Source organism: Mesorhizobium sp. P170090 (assembly GCF_057786115.1).
The window spans coordinates 3,407,133-3,429,552 of record NZ_JBYNWH010000001.1 but is presented as its reverse complement, the minus strand read 5'-3'; the positions used below and the strand labels follow the sequence as shown (position 1 = coordinate 3,429,552).

General features: G+C 62.6%; 20 protein-coding genes and 1 pseudogene. 11 read left to right on the top strand and 10 right to left on the bottom strand.

Translation table 11 applies throughout. From position 1 onward, the window contains the following. The first annotated feature begins 5 nt into the window (after positions 1-5). The 4 genes from AC3EML_RS16470 to AC3EML_RS16455 all read left to right on the top strand — a co-directional run bounded on the left by AC3EML_RS16470 (position 6) and on the right by AC3EML_RS16455 (position 1,904). Positions 6-311, top strand: coding sequence for an ArsR/SmtB family transcription factor (locus AC3EML_RS16470; RefSeq protein WP_023671538.1), 306 nt, complete (start codon positions 6-8; stop codon positions 309-311). Then, positions 308-790 carry an SRPBCC family protein gene (locus tag AC3EML_RS16465; protein ID WP_352520941.1) on the top strand — a complete coding sequence of 161 codons (483 nt, stop codon included), beginning with the start codon at positions 308-310 and terminating at the stop codon, positions 788-790. Before AC3EML_RS16470 ends, AC3EML_RS16465 begins: the two co-directional genes overlap by 4 nt. A gap of 12 nt (positions 791-802) precedes the next feature. Continuing rightward, entirely contained in the window at positions 803-1,216 is a 414-nt protein-coding gene (locus tag AC3EML_RS16460; RefSeq protein WP_352520942.1) for an MAPEG family protein, read from the top strand. A 133-nt stretch (positions 1,217-1,349) separates the two neighbouring features. Next, entirely contained in the window at positions 1,350-1,904 is a 555-nt protein-coding gene (locus AC3EML_RS16455) for an HdeD family acid-resistance protein (protein ID WP_352520943.1), read from the top strand. A gap of 29 nt (positions 1,905-1,933) precedes the next feature. On the opposite strand, the gene AC3EML_RS16450 is transcribed toward AC3EML_RS16455, so the two are convergent. Together AC3EML_RS16450 and AC3EML_RS16445 are read right to left on the bottom strand one after the other, a co-directional pair. Continuing rightward, complete coding sequence (locus tag AC3EML_RS16450; RefSeq protein ID WP_352520944.1) at positions 1,934-2,917, bottom strand: bifunctional riboflavin kinase/FAD synthetase; 984 nt, start codon at positions 2,915-2,917, stop codon at positions 1,934-1,936. A 9-nt stretch (positions 2,918-2,926) separates the two neighbouring features. Beyond that, the gene (locus AC3EML_RS16445) at positions 2,927-3,787 is read right to left on the bottom strand and encodes a TIGR01459 family HAD-type hydrolase (protein WP_352520945.1); all 861 of its coding nucleotides are present in this window, start codon (positions 3,785-3,787) and stop codon (positions 2,927-2,929) included. 337 nt (positions 3,788-4,124) lie between these two features. Here AC3EML_RS16445 and AC3EML_RS16440 point away from each other — a divergent pair, with 337 nt between their 5' ends. The 4 genes from AC3EML_RS16440 (at position 4,125) to AC3EML_RS16425 (ending at position 9,672) form a co-directional block, all read left to right on the top strand. Then, positions 4,125-6,041: a TadE/TadG family type IV pilus assembly protein gene (locus tag AC3EML_RS16440; RefSeq protein WP_023805011.1), complete on the top strand. Its 1,917-nt coding sequence runs from the start codon at positions 4,125-4,127 to the stop codon at positions 6,039-6,041. Positions 6,042-6,230: 189 nt separating this feature from the next. Further along, positions 6,231-8,204 carry a TadE/TadG family type IV pilus assembly protein gene (locus AC3EML_RS16435; RefSeq protein WP_352520946.1) on the top strand — a complete coding sequence of 658 codons (1,974 nt, stop codon included), beginning with the start codon at positions 6,231-6,233 and terminating at the stop codon, positions 8,202-8,204. Positions 8,205-8,362: 158 nt separating this feature from the next. Beyond that, on the top strand, positions 8,363-8,995 hold the full coding sequence (locus AC3EML_RS16430; RefSeq protein WP_023671530.1) for a LysE family translocator: 633 nt from the start codon (positions 8,363-8,365) through the stop codon (positions 8,993-8,995). Positions 8,996-9,141: 146 nt separating this feature from the next. Next, entirely contained in the window at positions 9,142-9,672 is a 531-nt protein-coding gene (locus AC3EML_RS16425; protein ID WP_488505262.1) for a CAP domain-containing protein, read from the top strand. Between the two features lie 29 nt (positions 9,673-9,701). Here AC3EML_RS16425 and AC3EML_RS16420 read toward each other — a convergent pair whose 3' ends face one another. The 5 genes and pseudogenes from AC3EML_RS16420 to AC3EML_RS16400 all read right to left on the bottom strand — a co-directional run. Further along, a complete protein-coding gene (locus AC3EML_RS16420; RefSeq protein WP_352520948.1) occupies positions 9,702-12,320 on the bottom strand; it encodes an EAL domain-containing protein in 2,619 nt (872 codons plus the stop codon). Positions 12,321-12,653: 333 nt separating this feature from the next. Continuing rightward, the gene (locus AC3EML_RS16415; RefSeq protein WP_023671527.1) at positions 12,654-14,189 is read right to left on the bottom strand and encodes a DHA2 family efflux MFS transporter permease subunit; all 1,536 of its coding nucleotides are present in this window, start codon (positions 14,187-14,189) and stop codon (positions 12,654-12,656) included. Between the two features lie 349 nt (positions 14,190-14,538). Next, positions 14,539-15,732: an HlyD family secretion protein gene (locus AC3EML_RS16410; RefSeq protein WP_023671526.1), complete on the bottom strand. Its 1,194-nt coding sequence runs from the start codon at positions 15,730-15,732 to the stop codon at positions 14,539-14,541. Beyond that, positions 15,729-16,199, bottom strand: a complete 471-nt coding sequence (locus AC3EML_RS16405) for a MarR family winged helix-turn-helix transcriptional regulator (RefSeq protein WP_023705728.1) — start codon at positions 16,197-16,199, stop codon at positions 15,729-15,731. Before AC3EML_RS16405 ends, AC3EML_RS16410 begins: the two co-directional genes overlap by 4 nt. Positions 16,200-16,325: 126 nt before the next feature. Beyond that, a pseudogene (locus AC3EML_RS16400) lies at positions 16,326-16,534 on the bottom strand (iron chelate uptake ABC transporter family permease subunit); the annotation flags it as partial. Between the two features lie 128 nt (positions 16,535-16,662). Here AC3EML_RS16400 and AC3EML_RS16395 point away from each other — a divergent pair. After that, a complete protein-coding gene (locus AC3EML_RS16395; RefSeq protein ID WP_023705726.1) occupies positions 16,663-17,493 on the top strand; it encodes an AraC family transcriptional regulator in 831 nt (276 codons plus the stop codon). Positions 17,494-17,499: 6 nt separating this feature from the next. Here AC3EML_RS16395 and AC3EML_RS16390 read toward each other — a convergent pair whose 3' ends face one another. Then, positions 17,500-18,435 carry a bifunctional helix-turn-helix transcriptional regulator/GNAT family N-acetyltransferase gene (locus AC3EML_RS16390; RefSeq protein ID WP_352520949.1) on the bottom strand — a complete coding sequence of 312 codons (936 nt, stop codon included), beginning with the start codon at positions 18,433-18,435 and terminating at the stop codon, positions 17,500-17,502. Positions 18,436-18,514: 79 nt separating this feature from the next. Further along, complete coding sequence (locus AC3EML_RS16385; protein WP_027049676.1) at positions 18,515-19,702, bottom strand: MFS transporter; 1,188 nt, start codon at positions 19,700-19,702, stop codon at positions 18,515-18,517. 170 nt (positions 19,703-19,872) lie between these two features. Here AC3EML_RS16385 and AC3EML_RS16380 point away from each other — a divergent pair, with 170 nt between their 5' ends. Next, positions 19,873-20,499 (top strand): TetR/AcrR family transcriptional regulator, encoded by a 627-nt coding sequence (locus AC3EML_RS16380; RefSeq protein WP_023712752.1) that lies wholly within the window; start codon positions 19,873-19,875, stop codon positions 20,497-20,499. Here the strand turns inward: AC3EML_RS16380 and AC3EML_RS16375 are convergent. After that, entirely contained in the window at positions 20,496-21,365 is an 870-nt protein-coding gene (locus tag AC3EML_RS16375; protein WP_352520950.1) for a hypothetical protein, read from the bottom strand. The two genes, AC3EML_RS16380 and AC3EML_RS16375, sit on opposite strands and share 4 nt — an antisense overlap. Positions 21,366-21,447: 82 nt before the next feature. On the opposite strand from AC3EML_RS16375, the gene AC3EML_RS16370 reads away from it, so the two are divergent. Further along, complete coding sequence (locus AC3EML_RS16370; protein ID WP_023682988.1) at positions 21,448-22,245, top strand: class I SAM-dependent methyltransferase; 798 nt, start codon at positions 21,448-21,450, stop codon at positions 22,243-22,245. Positions 22,246-22,420 lie beyond the last annotated feature (175 nt).

Genomic DNA, 22,420 nt, shown 5'->3' with positions numbered 1-22,420 from the left:
CTAACATGAACAGATGGACCGCGCTTGGCGACCCGACCAGGCGGACGATCTTCGAACTGCTGGTCGAACAACCCTGTTCGGTCGGGGAATTGGCTCGTGCGCTTCCTGTCACCCGGCCGGCGGTCTCGCAGCACCTGAAGGTGCTCAAGGACGCCGGCCTCGTGGCCAACACACGGCTAGGCAAGCAACGCATCTACCGGGTCGATCCGGAAGGCTTGGCCAGCCTGCGCGCCGAACTCGACCGGTTCTGGAGCAAGACCTTGGCGGCCTACAAAGTGGTCGTCGAACAGCCCTTGAAGGAGCAGGAATGAGCACGCATCAACCGCCCGTGAGGCACTCCATCCTTGTCGAGGCTCCGATCGCGCATGCCTTCAAGGTTTTCACCGAGCACTTCGGCAGTTTCAAACCCAAAGAGCATAACCTGCTTGCGGTGCCGATCGCGGAGACGATCTTCGAACCCCGCGTTGGCGGTCACGTCTACGACCGCGGTGTGGATGGCAGCGAGAGCCGCTGGGCACGGGTGCTGGCCTACGAGCCGCCGAACCGACTGCTTCTGAGTTGGGATATCAGCCCTCAATGGCAGATCGAGACCAATCCGGACAGGACCAGCGAGTGGGAAGTCCGGTTTACGGCGGAGACGAATAGCCGGACCCGCGTCGAGATCGAGCATCGCAATCTCGAACGTCATGGCGAAGGCTGGGAAGGCGTGCGCTTTGGGATCGACGGGGATCAAGGCTGGCCCCTCTATCTCAGGCGATTCCAAGATCTTTTTGCCAGCAAGGTGACCTGAAGGAGCACAATTATGGAACCCTATTGGCTAAGCATCCTCGGTGTACTGATCCTCTGTCTTTTGTCAGTCGCGCTGGCGGTTTACTCGGGTTCGTCCAAGGGATTTGCCGGAGCGCTTTCCGGTCCGGTGATCCCGGCCGACGACGCCAATCTCCTCTACAGGATCGACCGCGTGCATATGAACTCGGTCGAGGCGCTGGCGCCTTTTGTCGTCCCGGCGGTGCTGGCCATGATGGTTGGCGTTGGGTCGGCCACGTTGGCGACCATTGTCTGGGTTCATGTGGCGATACGCCTGCTTCACCTGGGGGTTTACCTACGCGGCGGCAATGCCGCCAAGGGTGGCAGTGTCAGAACGATCGTCTACGTCTCTGGAGCGCTCGTCACGCTTGTCCTCGTCCTTGTGACTGGGTGGGCTGCCATAAGTTGACACATACGCGCGAACCTCAAGCCGCGCCACCGACGCTTTGTTTGTTTGGTAGCCGTCGCCATCGGCTGGACGTCCGCTACAGCCGGGGCTAACCTCCCGGCAAGGTGCCAGGCGATTTCGAGGAGATGCAGCCATGACGTTGCACGGTGATACCCTGAAAGATGCGATCGGCCGGACACGGGACAAATGGGGGTGGTTCGTCGCGCTCGGCGTGCTGCTGCTCATCTTCGGCGGCATTGCCTTCGGCAATCTGTTCATCGCCACCGTCGCCTCGGTCTATGTCGTGGGCTGGCTGATGCTGATGGCCGGCATCATCGAGATCGTGCATGCCTTCGGCGTGAAGACCTGGAGTCGCTTCTTCTATTGGCTGCTCAGCGGCCTACTTTATGCCGTTGCCGGTTTCTTTGCCTTCGACAATCCGCTGCTGGCCTCGACGGTGCTGACCTTGCTGCTGGCGGCGGCGCTGGTCGCTTCAGGCGCGCTCAGGGCCTGGGTCGGCTATAGCCACCGACCGGAAAAGGGCTGGGGCTGGGTCGTCGCGGCGGGCCTGATCAGCGTGCTGGCGGGGCTGACCATCGCCATGGGCTGGCCGGTCAACAGCCTGTGGGTGCTCGGGCTGTTCCTGGCCATCGACCTGATCTTCCAGGGCTGGAGCTTCATCGCTCTCGGACTGGCGTTGAAGAAGTAGGGGCTTGAAGAGGTAAGCGGCCGGAAGGCTCAAAAAGCGATGGCGCCGTCCAGATCCGAAAGCGGCCTGACGCCGGCCAGCAGCGCGCGCGCCTCCGCCTCGTCGCGCTTCATTTGTGCCACCAGCCCATCGAGCCCATCGAACTTCACCTCGGGGCGCAAAAAGCCGAAGAACGATACGTCGCAGATCTCACCATAGAGATCGCCGGCAAAGTCGAAGACGAAGGTTTCGAGCAGCGGCGCGCCATTGTGGTCGACAGTCGGGCGACGCCCGAAGCTGGCGACACCATCATGCAGCGTGCCGTCGCCGCGGCGAAAGCGGACGGCATAAATCCCTTCCTTCAGAGTCGTTTCCGGCGAAAGCCTCATGTTGGCTGTCGGGAAGCCGAGCGTGCGGCCGAGCTGCTGGCCGCCGATCACTTCGCTTTCGACGGTGAAGCGGTAGCCGAGCAGGCCTGCGGCCTCGGCGACCTCTCCCTCGCAGAGCAGCTCGCGGATACGGCTCGACGACACGACCTCGGCGCCCTCGTCGCGAAAGGCGTCGACCAGGGTGACGCCGAAACCATGGCGCTCGCCTGCCGCCATCAGAAACGCAGGACCGCCCTGCCGGTCCTTGCCGAAGTGGAAATCGAAGCCGGTCACGGCATGGGTGATGCCGAGGTTCGTCTCCAGTACATCGGTCACGAAAGCCTCGGCCGACAGGCCGGCAAAGGCGCGCGTGAACGGCTGTTCGACGAGTGCGGCAAAGCCCAGATGCGACAACAGCCGCGCCTTCATCGGCGGCGGCGTCAACACGAACAGCGGCATATCCGGCCTGAACACCTTGCGCGGATGCGGCTCGAAGGTCAGCACCAGCGCCGGCACGCCGCGCCGCCCGGCTTCGGCAAGCGCGCGATCGAGCACCGCCTGGTGGCCGCGATGGACGCCGTCGAAATTGCCGATCGCCACCACGCCGCGGCGCAAATGCGGCGGCAGCGGCGCGGTTGCTGAAATGTGTTCGAAAGCTGCGCTCATGCAGCAACCCTACCGCAGTCTCGGAATGACGGCGACCGGCCGGTAGCCGTGCTTTTGCAGAAAGCCCGCGAGCCTGGCGGGGTCCGGCTGCATGGGATCGCCATAGTCGCGCGCGTGAATGCCGCCCGAGACGTAAAGCACATCGATGCCGTTGTCGGCCGCGCCCTTGACATCGGTCATCATGCCGTCGCCGATGGCCAGCACCTCGGAGCGCGCGACGTCGCGGTCGAGAAGCACGGCAACCTCCCGCAGCGCTACGTCATAGACCGGCGCATAGGGTTTTCCGGCGATCAGCGTGCGGCCGCCAAGCTGGGCATAGTCGCGCGCCAAGGCGCCGGCGCACCAGATCATGCGCTCGCCGCGTTCGACCACGATGTCGGGATTGGCGCAGATGAAAGGCAGGTTCCTGGCGCGCAGCCGGCGCAGCATATCGGCGTAGTCCTCAGGCGTTTCCACCTCGTCATCGAACAGCCCGGTGCAGACCACGCCGGAAGCCTCGAACTCCTCGACGAGCTCGACGTCGAGACCGTCATAGAGGGTGAAATCGCGGTCGGCGCCGATATGGAAGATTTTTCGTGGACCTTCGGCGATAAGGTCGCGGGTCACATCGCCTGAGGTGACGACGCGATCGTAGGCGGCGGCGGGAACGCCGATCGCATTCATCTGCGCCACCACATCGGCATTGCGGCGCGGCGAGTTGGTGATCAGGACGACCGGGACCTTCGCCGCACGCGCGGCGGCAAGCGCTTCGGCAGCCGCCGGAAAATGCCATTCGCCATTGTGGATCACGCCCCAGACATCGCACAGGATGGCCGAGTAGGCGCCCGACAAATCCGCGAGCGAGCCGATGATGTCAGGCGAATCCGCCATGCCGTTTTCCTGCTGTGACGATCATTGCGAGAGCTGCAGCCGACGGTCCGCCGCAACCGGCCCCGCATTAACCGAAGCGTTTCATCCTGTCACCAGCTTTTCGGCACTTGCGAGGCTGTTGCGCAACGGGCTGATCGAAGGTTGCAACAGGCAGGAACCACCCTTCTCCGAGCTTCGGTCGATCGAAACAATGTCGCACCGCTGATCACCAGGGCCGAGTGGTTAACGAGCCTTGAAAAGATGGCCCTATGTTGAACGCAGTTCAGCAACCTGAAATTTAACGATTTTGTGGGCATCTTCGGACCGATATTGGGGTCCTGGCAGGGGTGCTGAAGGCATGATCCGCAGATTTCTGAACGACAGACGCGGCAACTATGCCTTGATGACAGTGATCACCATGGTGCCCTTGATGGGCGCGCTGGCGCTTGCCATCGACTACACCGACCTCCTGCGTCAAAAGCAGAACATGCTGAATGCGCTGGATGCCGCCGGGATCGCCACAGCGCAGCAGATCGTCGCCGGGGCGACCGACGCTGCGGCCAAGACCTATGCCAAAGTTTTTTTCGAGGGCAATCTCGGCCGCGTCAAAGCAACCAACACGGCGCTGACCGTGACACTGCCCAACAACAACACAGGCGGCGGCACGCTAAAGCTGTGCGCCACTTTGACGTTCCACCCTTATTTCCTGCCGGCAGCGGCCATGATGATCGGAAGAACCGCCGCCGACGTCACAACGTCGGCATGCTCGGAGATCCGTCTGAAGAACACGCTGGAAGTGGCGCTGGTGCTCGACAACTCCGGCTCGATGGACCAACTGGGGCATGGGTCCAACGAGGTGCGGTTCACCTTGCTCAAGAAAGCCGCCAAGCAGCTGGTCGATCAGCTGGCCGCCCAAGCGCAACAGATGAGGCAGGTCACCAGACCGGTGCAGTTCAGCCTCGTCCCCTTTGCAGCCTCCGTCAATGTCGGCCCGACAAATGCCGACGCACCGTGGATGGACACGACAGGCGTTTCGCCCCTCGACCAGGAGAACCTCGATTGGTCGACGCTTACCTCGGCTAACTCCCCAAACCAGTACGCACAAAAGTCCGGCAACTACTATTATGCGAAAGGCTCGGCCTGGGATGCGACGCAGCTGAACCAGGTGCTGACGCGCTTCTCGATCTACAAATGGATGAAGCGCATTTCGTCGTGCAAAACCTCAAACGGCGTCTGCACGTCCAATATAGTTTACGCACCGATTGCGACCTGGGGCGGCTGCGTCGAATCGCGTCCCTATCCTTACAACATACAGGATACGGCGGCTTCGACCTCGACACCGGCGACGATGTTCGTGCCAATGTTCGCCCCTGACGAGACCGACAATACCCAGAGCAAGAGCGGCCACCTTCTCCCCGCAAACAACAACTGGCACCTCGATATAACGTCAGGCACCGATTCTATACGTCAGAAATACATGCCAAAATATTTTAACGCCGGCGTCGGAAACAAGGTGACGCCGGCCTACGGGTCCAATGCCGGGCCGAACGCCAGCTGTAGCACGACCCCAATCACGCCGCTGACGGATGTGTCACCCGACGCCGGGGCGGCGGTAAAGAAAGCTATAGACGACATGGTCGATGTCGGCGCCACCAATGTGCCGGAAGGAATGGCCTGGGGCTGGCGGACCCTTTCGCACGCGGCGCCGTTCACGGGCGGCCGGCCCGAAACCGAAAAGGGCAACGACAAGGTGCTGATCGTGCTGACTGACGGTGCCAACACTTACTACACGCCAGACAGTGTGAGCGCTCAGCAATACTCGGGCACCGACTACCAGTACGGCGGCAACGACCTCGCCGGTAGCAAGGCCCTCTATTCGTCTCTCGGGTACCTCGCCTATCCCGGCCAGACCAAGCCCTTCAACAGCGCCTACACCTATGGCCGTCCGTTCCTCGGCACCACCACCAACGTCAGCAAGAGCGACTATTCGAATCCCAACTACACCAAGGCGATGAACGAGCACTTCGCCACGCTCTGCGACAATGCAAAGTTGGCCGGCGTGATCGTCATGACGATCGCGCTTGACCTCGACGCAAGCAAGGCCGCCGAGTCGGCACAGATGACTGCCTTGAAGACCTGCTCGTCGAATTCTCGCTTCCGCAAGGATGTGGCCGGCAATCCGGAGAAGCTGTTCTATAACTCGACGGGTGCCACGCTGTCGGACGATTTCAAGAAAATCGGCGACGAACTGTCCAATTTGCGCATCGTCAGCTGACCGGCGTAATCCAAAGGAACGAAGCGCCACTTCTCCAGCGGGGCGTTTTGCGTTCGGCAGCTGGCGCATTTGGTTAGCGCCTGGTGAAGCGCTATCCGCGCAATCGAGCAGTTTCCCAAACCCGTCCTTCAACGTTTTGTGAAACTGTGGCGGCATTGAAGAATCCGCAGGCGGGGCCGCTTACATCACATGCGTGAACTCTGGCGCACATTCCGGCGTGACTTCTGGCGTGACCGCCGCGGCAATTACGCTCTGATGACCGTTGTGGCGATGGTGCCACTGATGGGCGGCGTGGCAATGGCTGTCGACTACACCGGCGTGGTCAGCGAGAAGCAGAGGGTGGTCAACGCGCTTGACGCCGCCAACTTCGCCACAGCGCGCCGGCTGGTGGAAGGCGCCACCGACGACCAGTTGCGGGCCTATGCGCTCGACTTCTTCAAGGCAAACCTCAACGACGTCGATCCCGCCGACACGACGCTCAGCGTTACGCTGCCCAGCAGCACGACCGGCGGCGGCATCGTCAAGCTGTGCGCCAGCCTGGTCTACAAGCCCTATTTCCTGCCGGCAGCGGCGATGCTGATCGGCAGGACGTCGGAAAACGTCACCTACTCCGTGTGTTCGCAAGTCCGGCTGAAGAACACGCTGGAAGTGGCCATGGTGCTCGACAATTCGGGGTCGATGTCGAACACGGGCACGGGTGCGGGACAAAAGCGCATCGACCTTCTCAAGCAAGCCGCCAAGCAGCTGGTCGACACGCTTGCCTTGCAGGCCGCGATGATCAAGCAGATCGACAAGCCGGTCCAGTTCAGCCTGGTGCCGTTCGCCGCCTCTGTCAATGTCGGCGCCAGCAACGACAACGCGTCATGGATCGACGCCTACGGGCTGTCGCCCATCCACAACGAGAATTTCGCTTGGTCGACGCTTAACGCAGCCGACAAATATGCCCAGAAGATCGGCGGCATCTGGTACAAGAAAGGCACTGGCTGGGGTGAGCAGGAGGGGCAGATGCTGACCCGCTTCTCGCTCTACCGCGACATGAAGGTGGTCACCAGCCACGAGCGCATCGTCGGCAGCAAACGCGTGGTCTGCGACAAATATCGTGCCAATCATACATGCTCGGACAGCCACAACGAATACGACTACAACGACACATACGGACCGTTCGCCAGCTGGCAGGGCTGCGTCGAGGTCCGTCCCTACCCCTATAATGTCACCGACGCGCCGGCCTCCGGCGGACCGAACAACACCGGCACCGGCGTCGGCGATCCCGCGACCATGTTCGTGCCGATGTTCGCGCCAGACGAGCCGGGCAATCATTGGTACATAACGCAGGACCCCGACGAGGTGGCCCCCAAGACCTATGGCGCGGCCAACAGCTGGTGGAACGACGATCCGGCGAGCACCTCCGGCAAGTCCAGGCAGTCCAACATGGCCAAGTATTTCCAGCCGCGGCCGATCAATGCTCCGGTGCTGTCGGCCGGTGCCGGTCCTAACTACAGCTGCACGACGACACCGATCACGCCGCTGACCGACGTCTCCAACACCGCCGGGCTGACCAAGATCAAGGCTGCGATCGACCTGATGGCGCCGAACGGCTTCACCAATGTGCCGGAGGGCATGGCCTGGGGCTGGCGCACCGTCTCCAGCACGGAGCCTTTCACAGGAGGACGTCCTGAGACGGAGCGCGGCAACGACAAGGTGGTCATCGTGCTCACCGACGGCGAGAACACCTACGCGGTGCCCAGCAGCGATCCCGCCGGCAACAAGTCGACCTATGCCGGCTATGGCTATACCGGCGTCGGCTACAACGGCACTGCGGTCACCCGCCTGTTCGGCGGCACGTCGAGCGCCAGCGGCCAGCTCAACTATTCGTCGAGCAACTACACCGCCGCCCTCAACGAGCAGATGGCGACGCTGTGCAACAACGCCAAGGCGGCCAACATCATGGTGATGACGGTGGCGCTCGATATGTCGACGACCGACGCCGGCGACAAGAGCGCGATGGAGGCACTGAAGGTGTGCTCGTCGGACTCGCGCTTCCGCAAGGATCCGGCCGACCCGAGCAAGCCTGCAAAACTGTTCTGGAACGCGACCGGCGCCACGCTGTCCGACAATTTCAAGGAAATCGCCAACGAGCTCTCGAACCTGCGCGTGGTGAGCTGAGGGTTGAAGCTGCTGATCTTCCCCCACCTTGCGGGGGAAATTGGCGGCTTCGCCGCTTTCGCCAATTTTCGACGCTGGCGCAAAGGCTCCGGCCATCATGCTCTTGCGGTGAGTCAAAACGCGTGGTGGGTATCGTCACCGCTTCCCGGAGATTGCCCGTGCCCGAAACCGCCAACCATCTCGCCTTCGCGCTGGTCTGCCTGGGCATGGTGCTGACGCCCGGGCCGAACATGATCTACCTGATCTCGCGCTCGCTGTCGCAAGGCCCGAAGGCCGGGCTGATCTCGCTCGGCGGCGTGGCGGCCGGCTTTCTGTTCTATGTCGTATCGGCTGCGCTGGGCATCACCGCGCTGCTGCTTGCCGTGCCGTTTGCCTATGACGCACTGCGCATTGCCGGCGCGCTCTATCTGCTATGGCTCGCCTGGCAAGCGGTGCGGCCCGGCGGGCGCTCACCATTCCAGGTGCGCGAACTGCCGAAGGACAGGCCGCGCAAGCTGTTCGCGATGGGCCTGATGACCAATCTCCTCAATCCCAAGGTGGCGGTGCTTTATCTGTCGCTGCTGCCGCAGTTCATCTCGCTGGGCAACGGCCATGTGCTGTCGCAGCTTCTGGTGCTCGGCGCCACGCAGATCTCGATCAGCCTGACCGCCAATGCCATCATCGCGGTAACGGCCGGTTCGATCGCCACCTTCCTTGCCGGACGGCCGCTATGGATGGTCATCCAGCGCTGGATGATGGGCACGGTGCTCGCCGCGCTGGCGCTTAAAATGGCGACCGACGCGCAACGCTGATCGGACGCAGCGCGCCGAGACTACATCGGCCGCCGACCTTCCCATTCGAATCGGCCGGCCGAACCTGCACGGAGGCCAGCGATTGAGATTTTCGCAGCCCTGCCCGGCAAAAGCCATGATCGCCGCTAAGTCAGGCAGGCATGACAATGATCTGCACCACCAATCATCCGCTCGCGCAAACCCGCTCTGGCGCAGCAAGTCCAAAACCAAGCAGGCGCCTGCTGCTGATCGGCCTTGCAGCCATGGCCGGCCTCGCTGCTTGCAGTACGGTCTCGGTGCCGACCGGCGAAGGCGCCGGTGTGTCGTCCTCGGCCACCGCGACGCTGGCCGGCATCCGAGCTTCGGCCGGACTGCCGGCGCTGGTGCCGGACGCCCAGCTCGAGCAGGCCGCTCGGCAGCAGGCCGGCTATATGGCCTCACGCGAACGCATGAGCCACACGACGGGCTGGGGAAAGGATTTCGCGTCGCGGATGAAGGACAATGGGGTGCGGGGCGCCGCCGCCGAGAACATCGCCGAGGGCCGCTTCGACCAGCAGAAACTGTTCGACATCTGGATGCATTCGGCTGGCCACCGCCGCAACATGCTCGATCCGGATTTCAGCCGCTTCGGCCTCGCCTATGTACGCGACGGACGCGACAGCGCCATCCGCTACTGGAGCCTGGTGCTCGGAAAATAGCAGCCAGCGGTTACGGCGCGAGCCAGCCGTCAGCCTTTCGCGATCAGCTCGCCGATATCCCCAGCCGACAGGGGTTTGCTGAAATAATTGCCCTGCACCTCGTCACAATTGTTCTTGCGCAGGAAGGCGACCTGGTCTTCCGTTTCGACACCTTCGGCCAGCACCCGAAGGTTCAACTTCTGCCCCAGGGAAATCACGGCGCCAGTGACCGCTTGATCGTTCTCGTCGGTCGCGAGATCGTTGATGAAGGACTTGTCGATCTTCAGCCGCGCCACCGGAAACGTCTTGAGAGCGCTGAGACTGGAATAGCCTGTTCCGAAATCGTCGATCGATATCTGCACGCCGAGCTTTTGCAGTCCGTTCATCGTTGCGACCGCCAGCTCGAAATCCTGCATGATCAGGCTTTCCGTCACTTCGAGCTCGAGATACCTCGCCTCCAGGCCGCTTTCCTTCAATGCGTTGACGACGCGGTCGATCAGGTTCTTCTCCCGGAACTGCCGCGCCGACACGTTGACGCAGACGGTTACGGGCGACAGACCGGCGCGCTGCCAGGCTTTGTTCTGCCGGCAGGCTTCGTGCAGGATCCAGTCGCCGAGCGGCACGATCAGCCCGGTCTCCTCGGCGGTCGGGATGAACATCGCCGGCGAAACCAGGCCTCGCGTCGGGTGGTTCCAGCGCACCAGCGCTTCGACGGCGAAAACCTGCCCCGATCGCAGATCCACCTGTGGCTGATAATGCAGAGCGAATTCCGACCGGGCGAGCGCGTTTCGCAATTCCTCCTGAAGCAGGAATTTTTCATGTGCCGTTGAGTTGAACTCCGGGGCATAGAACTGGAAATTGTCGCGGCCGAATTCCTTGGCGCGATACATGGCGGCGTCGGCATTGGCCAACAGCGTATCCGGGCTGGTCCCGTCCTTCGGGTAATTTGCGATGCCGATGCTGGCCGTCGTTCTCAGCCGATGCTCTCCGACAAGAACCGGTTCCGCGATCGCATCCCTGATCGTCTGCAGGGTTTCCGAGACCACATCGACATTGGTGGTTTGGTCGAACAGGACGATGACAAATTCGTCGCCGCCAAGCCGCACGACGGTGTCGGTGGCCTTCACGCATCCAACCAAACGGCTGGCGACGGTCTTGAGGAGTTCGTCGCCGGCATTGTGGCCAAACGTATCGTTCACCAGTTTGAAATTGTCGAGATCGATGAACACTACCGTCATCCAGCGATTGTATCGCTGCGCGTAGAGGACCGCCTGGGAAAGCCGATCCTCCAGCAAAGCGCGATTGGGCAGGCCGGTCAGCGCATCATGGTTGGCCATGAAGTGGATCTGGTCTTCCGCCAATTTGCGCTCGATTGCGATGCCGGCAATGTGTGTGGTGAATTCGATCAGGCGGGTCTCGGCATGGGTGGGTTCGCGCACGGTCATCGAATACATGGCAAAGGCGCCCAACACGACGCCCCGATGCGACAGGATCGGGGTTGACCAGCACGAACGATAGCCATGGGGTGCCGCCAGTTCGCGGTAATCGTCCCAAAGCGGATCCTGCAGAATATCGGTAACAATGACCGGTTCCCGCCGGTAGATGGCGGTTCCGCAGGATCCCACCTTGGGACCGATGGCGGCCCCATCGATGGCGCTCGTATAGGCTTTCGCCAGGCCCGGCGCCGCACCGTGACGCAAATGAATGCCGTCCTTGTCGAGCAGCAGGACGGAACCGAATATCCCCTTCAACTGAGACTCGACGAAGCGCATGAGGCGGTCGAGCACGTCCTCCAGCGGCGCGCTCGTGGCAATCATTTCGAGGATCTGCGCCTGCCCGCTGCGAAGGACATCCGCCTGCTTGCGGGCGGTGATGTCGTGGGCGATGCCAACCAGGCCGAAGATTTCATTTTGACGATTGCGCAGCGGCACCTTCGTCGACGAAAGCCATTTGCCGTTCCCCGACGCATCGACGACAAACTCTTCCGCGTCGATCATTGGTTGTCCGCTCTTGAGCAGGCGCTGCTCGACCAGGCGAAATTTCCGCGCAAATTCCGGGGGGTGGAGATCAAAATCGGTCAAACCGATCATGTCGCTGGTCTTGTTGCGGCCGCTATCGGTCGCAAGGGCGCTGTTGACCACGACGAAACGGCTTTGCGTATCCTTGACCCAGAGATAATCGGGCACCCAGTCGATCAGCGCCTGCAGCGAAATGCGCTCGTCGACGATCTGCCGATTTGCGAGGAGTTCAGTGATGTCCTCATGCGTGGCGATCCAACTGCCATCGGGCATGGGCTGGTTACGGATCTGGATTGTGCGACCATCGACAAGTTTGGCGGTCCAGAGCCGCGAAGCCTTGCCCGAATTGATCGAGCGAGCCGTTGCGAGATAGGTGTCGGCGGCCGTCGCCGCCGTGCCGGCGGCAACGCGGCGTTCGACTATTTCGCTCAGTGTCACGCCAGGCCGCAATTCCTCGGGCGCAATGCGGTAGATTTCCGCATAGCGCCGGTTGCTCAGGATCAGCCGTTCATCGGCATCGAAAAAGCAGATGCCTTGCGAAATATTCTCGATCGCAGTCTCGAAGCGCAGGGTCTGCCCTTCGAGACCCGCAATGGTCGTGCGAAGTTCTCCCTCGAGCGTATCGTAGGAAACGTCAGCCAGTCTTGCCAATGCGGCTACGCCCACCGGCCGGCGCGCCCCGACGGATCTTCTGGATGACTTCGTGACCAAACAGACCTCCTCCGGTTTGGCACCTGAAACAAGAAAGGGCCTCTGTCGTGCCAGACGAAAGTCGACTGACAATGTTACAGATGTGCTAATTCAAGATGAACTGTAACGGAATTGGAGGCGTCAGCAACCAGATACCAAAGGTGCAAATGTCATTTCAAATCAACTTCCAACGGCTCATTATCGATATTCTTTTGCACACGCGGGTTTTGACGATCATCCGAGCAACAATCATCAGGGGCAACCAGCTTGCTGCCAGCGCTACCGGCGCCCGCCTCAATCCATATGCGCGGCAGGAGCGGCCGCGCCGGCCGGAGCGGTCTTCGGCTTGCGCAGCAGGAAGACAAACGGAATGGCAACCAGCGTCATCACCATCAGCAGTTTGAAGTCGTTGACGTAGGAGATCATCATCGCCTGGATGTTGACCATGCGGTCCACCTGCGAAAGTGCCGTCGGATCGCCGCCTGCTGCCGCCGGCGAGGCCGCCCACAAATTGGGGTTGAACGGGTTGATGAAAGCCGACAGTTCGGTGTGATTGACCTGCGTGTTGCGCACCATGAGAACCGTCACCACCGACACGCCGATCGACGAACCGAGATTTCGAACCAGGCTGAACAGGGCCGTGGCGTCGGTGCGGAAGCGCACGTCGAGCGTGGCGAAGGCCACCGTCGACAGCGGCACGAACACCATGCCCATGCCCAGGCCCTGGATGACGCCGGAGCTAAGGATCAGCCAATTGTCCATCTGCGGCGTGAAGGAGGACATGGTGTAGAGCGACTGCGCGGTGAGCAGAAAGCCGATGACGACGAGGATGCGGGCGTCGATCCTGCTCATGAGCCGTCCAACGACAAGCATCGAAATCATCGTGCCGACACCGCGCGGCCCCAGGACGACGCCGATGGTGACGGTCGGATAGCCGAAGATGGTCGACAGCATCGGCGGCAGCAGCGACATCGAGGCCAGGATCAGCACGCCCATGACGAAGATGAAAGCCAGACCGGTGACGAAATTGCGGTCGAGGAAGATCTTGGGGTCGATGAAAGGACGTTCCGCCGTCAGTGTATGGATGATGAAAACCCAGAAGCCGGTGATCGAAAGAGCAAGCTCGATCCAGATTTCGACCGAGGAAAACCAGTCGACCTCGCCGCCGCGGTCGAGCAGCAGCTGCAGCGCGCCGACGCCGAGCGAAATCATGGCGAAACCGAAGAAATCGAAGCTGCGGATCCGCCGGGCAACGACCGGCAAATAGGCTGCCATGCCGAGGAAGGCGATGATGCCGACCGGCAAATTGATGAAGAACACCCAGCGCCAGTTGAAATTCTCGGTCAGCCAACCGCCCAGCGTCGGACCCAGGATCGGCCCCAGCATGATGCCGGCGCCCCAGATGGCCATCGCCTGGCCGTGGCGTTCCCTGGGGTTGATGTCGAGCAGGAAGGTCTGCGACAGCGGCACGATGGCTGCGCCGAACACGCCCTGCATCAGCCGGAAGAACACTATGCTCTCCAGGCTCCAGGCAATGCCGCACAGCATCGAGAACACGGTGAAGCCGACAACCGCCGCCAGGAACAGTTCCTTGCGGCCGAAGCGGTCGGCCAGCCAGCCGGTCACCGGCGTCATGATCGCGGCGGCAACGATGTAGGAGGTCAACACCCAGTTGATGTTGTCGGGCGACGCGCCGAGGTCGCCGGTCATGGTCGGCAGCGCGACATTGGCGATCGTGGTGTCGAGCGCCTGCATGACCGTCGCCAGCATCAGCGCCACGGTGATCAGGCCGCGATGCGGCACTTCCTTGAAAGGTTCTGGTGTGGTCATGATGCGGAACTTCCGACAGGTAACAAAAAGGTGTACATTAGGTTTCCGGGCGGCGAGGCCTTCTCTGGTGAAGAGACCCTCATCGCGGTGGGACGCGATCTATCGATGTGGGGGTTACATCGATCGAAGGTCTCGACACATCAGGCGCTTGCCGCCCGGAAATCCAAGGTCCGAAGGATGGGCGCCGAAGTGGTCCAGGTTCTGGGCAGGCCGCGATGCGGCCCGGTCCAATCCACCCCTCGTTCAACCTGCCGTCGGACCGATCCTGTCATCTCAACTTCACCTCGCCTGCGGCGGGCGTTCTGCCGGGCCGTGATCCTGCTTTTCGAGATCACGGTCCATTCACAGTCTATTGTGCTTCGCCTGCGGTGGCGTGGCCGAAGATAGCGGGGAACCCGCGAGCAACGCCGGTATCCACCGTAACCGAGGCGCTCATACCGGTGCGCAGCGCCATTTTGGCGTCGGCATCGGTCAGCTCCAGGCGCACCGGAATGCGCTGCGTGACCTTGACCCAGTTGCCGGTGGCGTTTTGAGCAGGCAACAGCGAAAACTCCGCGCCGGTGCCGGCGCCGATCGCCTTGACGGTGGCCTCGAAAGTTCTGCCCGGATAGGTGTCGACGACGATCTCGGCCTTCTGGCCAGGCTTCATGTGGGTAAGCTGGGTTTCCTTGAAATTGGCATCGATCCAGGTGTCGCCGGTCTCGACCAACGCAAACAGCGGCGTGCCGGAACCGACATACTGGCCGATCTTGAACGAGGAGGCCTGGCTGATGACGCCGTCGGCCGGCGCCTTGACCGTGGTCTGCGCCAGATCGTAGGCGGCCTTGTCGCGCGCGGCGAGTGCGGCCATCACCGTCGGATGCTTGTCGGTCTCGATATCGGGATTGCCGGCGAGAGCCGCCTTGGCGCTGATGATGCCTTGCTCGGCAACGGCCAGTTGCTGCCTGGCTTTGTCGAGATCGTTCTTGGCCTCGTCCAGCGACGATTTGGCGTTGATGCCCTTCTGGGCAAGGTCGGCGGCGCGGTCATACTGCGACTGCGCGTAGTCGACCTGGCTGGCATCGGACTTTTCCTGCGCCAGCGCCTGGCTGTAGGCGGCGCGCAGCTGTTCGATACCGACGCGTGCGACTGCGACCGCCGCGTCGGCCTGCGCCAATGCAATCCGGTAGGGCTCGGGGTCGACGGCAAACAGCACATCGCCCTGCTTGACCTGCTGATTGTCCGAGATGCCGACCTGAACGATGCGTCCGGCGGTGTCCGAGGCGATCGACACCTTGGCCTGCTGCAAATTGGCGTTCTCGGTTTCCTGATAGCGGCCGCCGGTCACCCAGACATAACCGCCACCAATGGCCAGCGCGGCCGGCAGGGCGACCATCAGCAGCAAGCGGCCGAGGCGGCGCTTCTTGACCGGAGCCGGAGCGGGTTGAACCGGGGGAGCCACCGCGACAGGTGCTGCGGCCGGCTGTGCAGGCGCTTCGGCGGCCGGCTTTGCCGGCGTCTCGATCTTGGTTACATTCTCGTCTAGTTTGGCTGCCGCGTTCATGCTGCTGCCCCTTCCGTACTCTTCAAGGACGACGTCTCGCCGTCCGCCAGGTTTTGCACGATGGTGTCCAGCGCCCGGATCAGGACGCGGCGGTCGTCCGGCGAAACGCCGACCAGCGATTCCTCATAAACTTCGCCGGCAAGGCTTTTGACCTCGGCATAGGCCGCGTTCGCCTTGGCTGTCGGGAAGATCATGCGCACGCGCCGGTCAGTTGCATCGGAGCGCCGTTCGATCCAGCCGCCCTCCTCCATCCGGTCGACGAGGCGTGAAACGCTGATCGGCTCGATTTCGAGAAGTTCGGCGAGGCGAGCCTGGGCGACGCCCGCCTCCTTCGCAACGCGAACCAGAAGCCGCCATTGTGCCGAGGAAAGGCCAAGTCCGCTGGCGCGCGCCTCGAAGCGCTTGCGCATAAGGCGCTGCACGTCGTGGATCAAAAAGCCCAATCTATCTATGCCGTCGGAAACCATGAGCGGTATATATTATAAGCGTGCTTACCATTCAAGGCGCCGCATTGCACCAGAGCCGAAAAAGAGGGATGGCAGCCATGCAGATGCGGTCATGGCACAGTCAATGACGGTTGCGGATGACCTCCCGACCGTGACGTGAATTGCCGTCGAGAACGCCGCGAGGAGAAAGGTCGTCTTGCGCGTCCTCGCCACCGGCACACCTAGGCTTTCGGCGGCATTTTCGCCGGCGGCGAAGGCATCGAGCCGGCGGTGGTTCCACAGCGCATAGGCAAGGATGGTGCCCGCACCCAGCGCGCCCAGATATTGTCCCAGCGAGCCAGGCCGAGGCCGCCCAGCAACGGCTTTCCACGATGGTGACCTGCCACAGTCGACCAGCGCCCTTCGATTTTACGACAGGCGCAATTTCGATCAAACTGGCCTCGCAAAAAGCCGACAAAATGTGCCGCCAAATGCGAGGAGACCTATGAACCCGACCGAGAAAGCGCTGTGGTTTGTCGAGAGCCATCTGCCGGAAGCGATCTCGCTTGAAGATGTCGCGCAAAGCAGCGGCGTCTCGCGCTTTCATGTGACGCGCGCCTTTGGCGCCGCCACCGGCCGTTCGGTGATGGGCTATATGCGCGCGCGCCGGCTGACCGAAGCGGCGCGCAAGCTGGCTTCCGGCGCGCCCGACATCCTCGCGGTCGCGCTCGATGCCGGCTACGCCTCGCACGAAGCCTTCACCCGCGCCTTCCGCGATCAGTTCGGCACGACGCCGGAACTGGTGCGCGCGCAGGGCAGCCTCAGCAATCTCGACCTGGTGGAGCCGATCCTGATGGACCAGTCCTTCCTCGCCTCACTGCCGCCGCCGCGCTTCGAGACCGGCCGTCCCTTCCTCATTGCCGGCCTCGGCGAGCGCTACAGCTGCGAAACCAGCGCGGCCATTCCGATGCAGTGGCAGCGCTTCGGTCCCTATATCGGCAACATTCCGGGCGAGACCGGCGACGTCGCCTATGGCGTCTGCGTGAACGGCGACGATGCCGGCAATTTCGACTATATCGCCGGCGTCGAAGTTTCGGATTTCTCGGACCTGCCGAAGGAGCTTTCGCGGGTGCGGGTGCCGGCGCAGAAATACGCCGTGTTCACCCATGCCGAGCACATCTCCACGATCCGCCGCACCGTCAACACGATCTGGAACAAATGGCTGCCGGCCTCGGGGCACGATATAGCCGACGGCCCCGAATTCGAGCGCTACGGCCCGGAGTTCGATCCGCGCAGCGGCAATGGCGGGCTGGAGATATGGGTCCCGGTGGCCTGAACGCCGCTACAGCTCCAGGTTCCAGTTCTGGCCGACCAGATCCTTGCCGAAGGCGTGATGGCGCTCTTCGTCTACCAGCCTGAAGCCGGCACTCTCGTAGATGTGGCGGGCGGCGGTCAGGATGTCGTTGGTCCATAGGGTCAGCGTCTTGTAGCCCTTGGCACGAGCAAAGCCGATGCACTCCTGAACCAGCCGCTTGCCGATGCCGAGGCCGCGCGCCGATGGTTCGACATAGAGCAGGCGCAGCTTCGCCACCGCGTCGGATTTGCGCACGACGAAGACCGAGCCGACCACCTCCCCTTGCCGTTCGGCAATCCAGCTGCGTTCCCATTCTGGATCGAAGGATTTTACGAAGGCGCCGAGGATTTCGGCGACCAGCGCCTCGTAGGTTTCGTCCCAGCCATAGTCCTGTGCGTAGATCTGTCCTTGGCGGCGCACCACCCAGCCGATGTCGCCGACCTGCAAGGGGCGCAGCATATACGGCACTTTGGACTCCGGGCTGTCGCCCAGGAGTTGCTGCACCGTCTGCATGGCCTTGACCAGCCGGTCCTGTTCGGCAGCAGGAAGCCGCTCCAGCAAGGCCGCGACCTGGTCGTGCGAAGCCCGGTTCAGCGGCGCGAAGGCCTGCCGCCCCACCGGCGTCAGCGTGATCGACGACTGCCGCGCATCCGACGCCAGCGACGCGCGCGCAATCAGCTGCAGGTGCTCGAACTTCTTCAGGAGCCGGCTGACATAACCGGCGTCGAGGCCGAGATCGCGGATGAGATCGCTGGCGGTCAGGCCATCGCGATGCGCCAGTTCGTAGAGCACCCGCGCCTCGGTCAGCGAGAAGGCGCTTTTCAGCAGGCCTTCGTCGAGCAGACCTATCTGGCGGGTGTAGAAGCGGTTGAAAGCCCGCACCGCGTCGATGCGCTCCTTGCCGGGTTGATGATGGATCGTCATGGGAAGCCTCCTGCCCATCAACGATCGGTCATTTATTTGACTTAGTCAAGTATGTACGAGATGCTCACGCGGTCGCTTCTCAGGCGATCGCGCGGCGGCGCCGCGCGATCAGGACGAACAGGCCGAGCAGCACGACGCTGGCCGCCGCACTGGCGGCGGCAAATTCCGGCACCGGGCGAAAATCCTTGCCGTCGATCAGCAGCGATGCCGCGACCGGGCCGATCGCCAGACCGAAAAGCTGGGCCGCCGGCACCAGAAGCACGGCCGTGCGCGTCTCGTCGGCGGTGATCGCCAGCCGGATCTGATAGGGCACGATGAACAGAAGGATGAAGCCCATGATCAAGGCCGCGACCCAGAAAACCGTCAGGCCGGGGCTGCCGGCGAGCACCACGGAACTGGCGACGGCGACCACGCCGATCGCCACGATCGCGAAGCGGTAATCGATGCGCGCCTCGAAGACGGTAGCCGTCATTGCGCCCAGCACCTGCAATGCGAGGTTGGCCGAGACGATCAGGCCGACGGTGCGGCCATCGATGCCGTATTGTGCGCCAAGTGGCTCGAGAAACGCCCAGACCGAGCCGAAGAACATGAAGTAGCAGAAGACGCTCAGCAAAGCGGCAAGCGAAGGAACGGTCAGCACATTGCTGAACTGTTCCTCCTTGGGCAGGTCGGCATAGCTATCGGGGACGATGAAGGCGACCGCCACCGAAGCGATGCAGACGACGGCAAGGACGATGAAGCCGCCTGCCGATCCGGCGGCCGGGATGACGTAAAGCGCCACCAGCAGGGCAAGGGCGCATTGCGCCAGGGTCTGAAGGGTGACGAAGAAGCCGCCGATGCGCTCGGCCCGGCGCGAACGGGCGATCAGTTCCGTGGCGACCGCCACCAGCCCGCCCTCGGCGAGGCCGGCCACCGCGCGGGCGGCAATCAGCGAGGTGGAGGTCAGCGCATAGGAGGTCGCCCAGTTCGCCAGCGCCAGCAGGACCAGAAGGACGGCACTTTTCCAGCGCATATTGTGGGCGGAAAGCATCATGGCCACCACAGCCGAACCGATGCCGATGGCAATCATCTCGGCCGTGGCGACCAGCGCGAGTTCGTCGCCGCTGACATGCCCCTCGGTATAGAGTGCGCCGAGCAGCACCGGCTGCAGCCCGAGAATGAGCAGGCCGACCGAGCCGATCCACAATGCCGAGGCGAGTTGCGCCCCAGTGGGGTTGCCGACCAGCCAGTCGCCGTTCCCGGCATCGGCGTTACCAGCAGAAGTCACGGTCGCCTCCCAACGTCCTTGCCTGGCGGCAAAAAAACTGACAGTCTGTCAGCATTTAGAAACTGATACTCGATCATATTCGTTTGTCAATCAGTAGCGGGACTTGGCACCAACAAGGCTGGGGATGGTCTTGGCGATCGAATGGTCTGGGCGATCGAGAGGATGGCGGCATGAACGAAGCAGTGCAGATGACGACCGAACCGAGGCGCAGGCCCAAACAGGAGCGCAGCCGCGAGCGCATCGACGCCATCCTGTCGACGACCATGCGGCTGATCGGCGAGAAAGGCATCGACGCCGTCACCATGAAGGAAGTCGGCGCACAGGCCGGCGGGCCGATCGCCACCGTCTATCATTACTTCCCCAACAAGTCGGCGATCCTGGCGATGCTCTACGAGCGATTCTCCGAAGTGAGCCGCGCCCGGCTTGCCGCGATCGTTGCCGACGTCGGCGGGCTGAGCGACGTTATCGCTGCGGCCGACCGGCTGCTCGACGACTACTATGAGCGCGTCGCCGGCGACCCCGCCATTCAGGACCTGCAAAACGCCATCCAGGCTGACAAGGCGCTGAAGAATCTCGACATCGCCGAAACCCGGCACCAGGCGACGATGTTCTGCGACCATGTCGGCCCCTTTCTCGCGCCAGAGCGACGCAATGAGTTCGGCCGTATGGTTTTCCTGATCTTCCAGCTGGCCGGCGGCGTCGTGCGCATGGCGCTGACCCAGGACCAGGAGGAAAGCCGCCACACCATCGAGGACTACCGGTCGATCATCCATACGCAGTTGGGACTGTTTCTCTAGCGCCCGATTCGACCCCGTCCGGTCTGGTGGATGAGGTTTTCGAAGCCGTCGGCCAGGTTGGCGGCGCCGGCGGCGACGATCTTCGACAGGTTTCTGGCGCGACCCGGGGTCTTGTTGGCATCGAGCAGCACGGCCCTGCCCTCATGCACGACAAAGTCGAATTTGCCATAGTCGAAGCCCAGCTTCCGACGCAGGGCGCGCAATTCGTCGGGAACCGCAACCGGCTCCCGGCGGATGGTGTCGTCGCCCTTGACCAGGCGCTGTGGCGAGACATAGCGGATGCAGCGCTCCCGATCGCCGCAGAATATCCAGAACCGCGCCGCAAACCCGTCGGGCTCGATTTCGGGAATGAATTTTTCCACGATCAGGTCGGCACGCCTGAAAATCTCCGGCGCCACATCGGCCAGCGAGGCATGCACCTGATAACGGTCGAAGGTCTGCGCGCCCGGGAAAGGCACTGCCTTGCCGGCGCGAACGGATTTTCGGTTGAGCTGCTCCTCGGGCGTCCCCCAATGATTGAGGTTGCTCTTGACGATGACCTGGCCGCTCCAGTTGGCACCCTCCTCGAGGATCGCACCGCTGATGCGGCGCTTGGAAATGTCGGTCGCACCAAGATTGAGACAAATCGGAAATCCGCGCGCGTAGTCGACATAGTCCGATGGCGTCACTGTCGCGTCGACATGCAGGACGGCAATATCGGCGTTATGACTTGCCGAGGGTCCACGCATGATCTGCACGGAGTGACCGCGCCGTTTCAGCTCCGCCAGGACGTCGAACAGCATGTAGGGGCTGTCCTGGCGCAGCAGGAGGCCCCGCCGGCTCTGGAAGCGGTCAAATTCATGCGTTATGACGGCAATGCGGGCCATGGCCTTTCCTGCATGAGGTAACTCGCAAGGCAACCAACAGCCTGGAAGGAAATATGTCCAGCCTTTCCCCAAACCGTTCCGCATGACTGAGCATTGGGACGCAATTCGCCGTCATTGGCGGCTTCTCGGGTCGCCGCTGTGTCCGCCCCCGGAAGCTGTCGCCGCCTATGAGCGCGAACTTAGCCTGCAATCAGTCGATGTGGTGCTGCTCGGGGTCACGCCGGAGCTTGCCGGCCTCGGAAGGACCATGCTCGCGATCGACGAGTCCACTGCCATGATATCGGGCATCTGGCCGGGCGATACCGCCTCACGCAAGGCGGTGATCGGCAACTGGCTGGAGTTGCCGCTGGGCGACGAAAGCGCCGGGGCGGTGATCGGCGACGGCTGTCTGTCGGCGCTGGACTCCTCGGTTGCACGGCAGGCGCTGCTTGCCGAGATCGCGCGTGTGCTGAAGTCCGATGGGCGGGCTGCATTGCGCGCCTATGCAAGCCCTCAGGTGCCGGACGATCTGCAGGAGGTCCGGGCGCTGACGCTGTCCGGTGGTGTCGCGACCTTCCACGAACTCAAATGGCGCATTGCCATGGCTTGTGCCGGCGGCGATCCCGACCGCGCCATTCCGGTGCGGGCGATCCTCGACGCCTTCGATGCGCTGTTTGCCGACCGGGAGGCCCTTGCCGCGACGACCGGATGGGAGATGCCGGTCATCGGCACCATCGATGTCTATGCGAATTCGCAGACTGTCTACAGTTTCGCCCCGGCGGCGACGCTGGTCGAAGAGGCGAGCCGGTTTTTTGACAGTGTCCGCCTCGCGCCGACAGGGACCTATGGGCTGGCTGAACGCTGTCCGCTTCTGGTGCTTATATCGCCGCGGCGCCGGTAGGGTCTGCCGTCGGATCGCGGCACGGCTCCAATTGGCACAATTGTGCTCACCGTTCGCCTTGACTCTCGAAAGCCACGCGCTTATTTCAGCGCACGTTAGCACTCTCCCCAGGTGAGTGCTAACGCACATCCGGCACCGCCGGATCGAGGAACAGCTCTCACCGTTCTCATTCGAG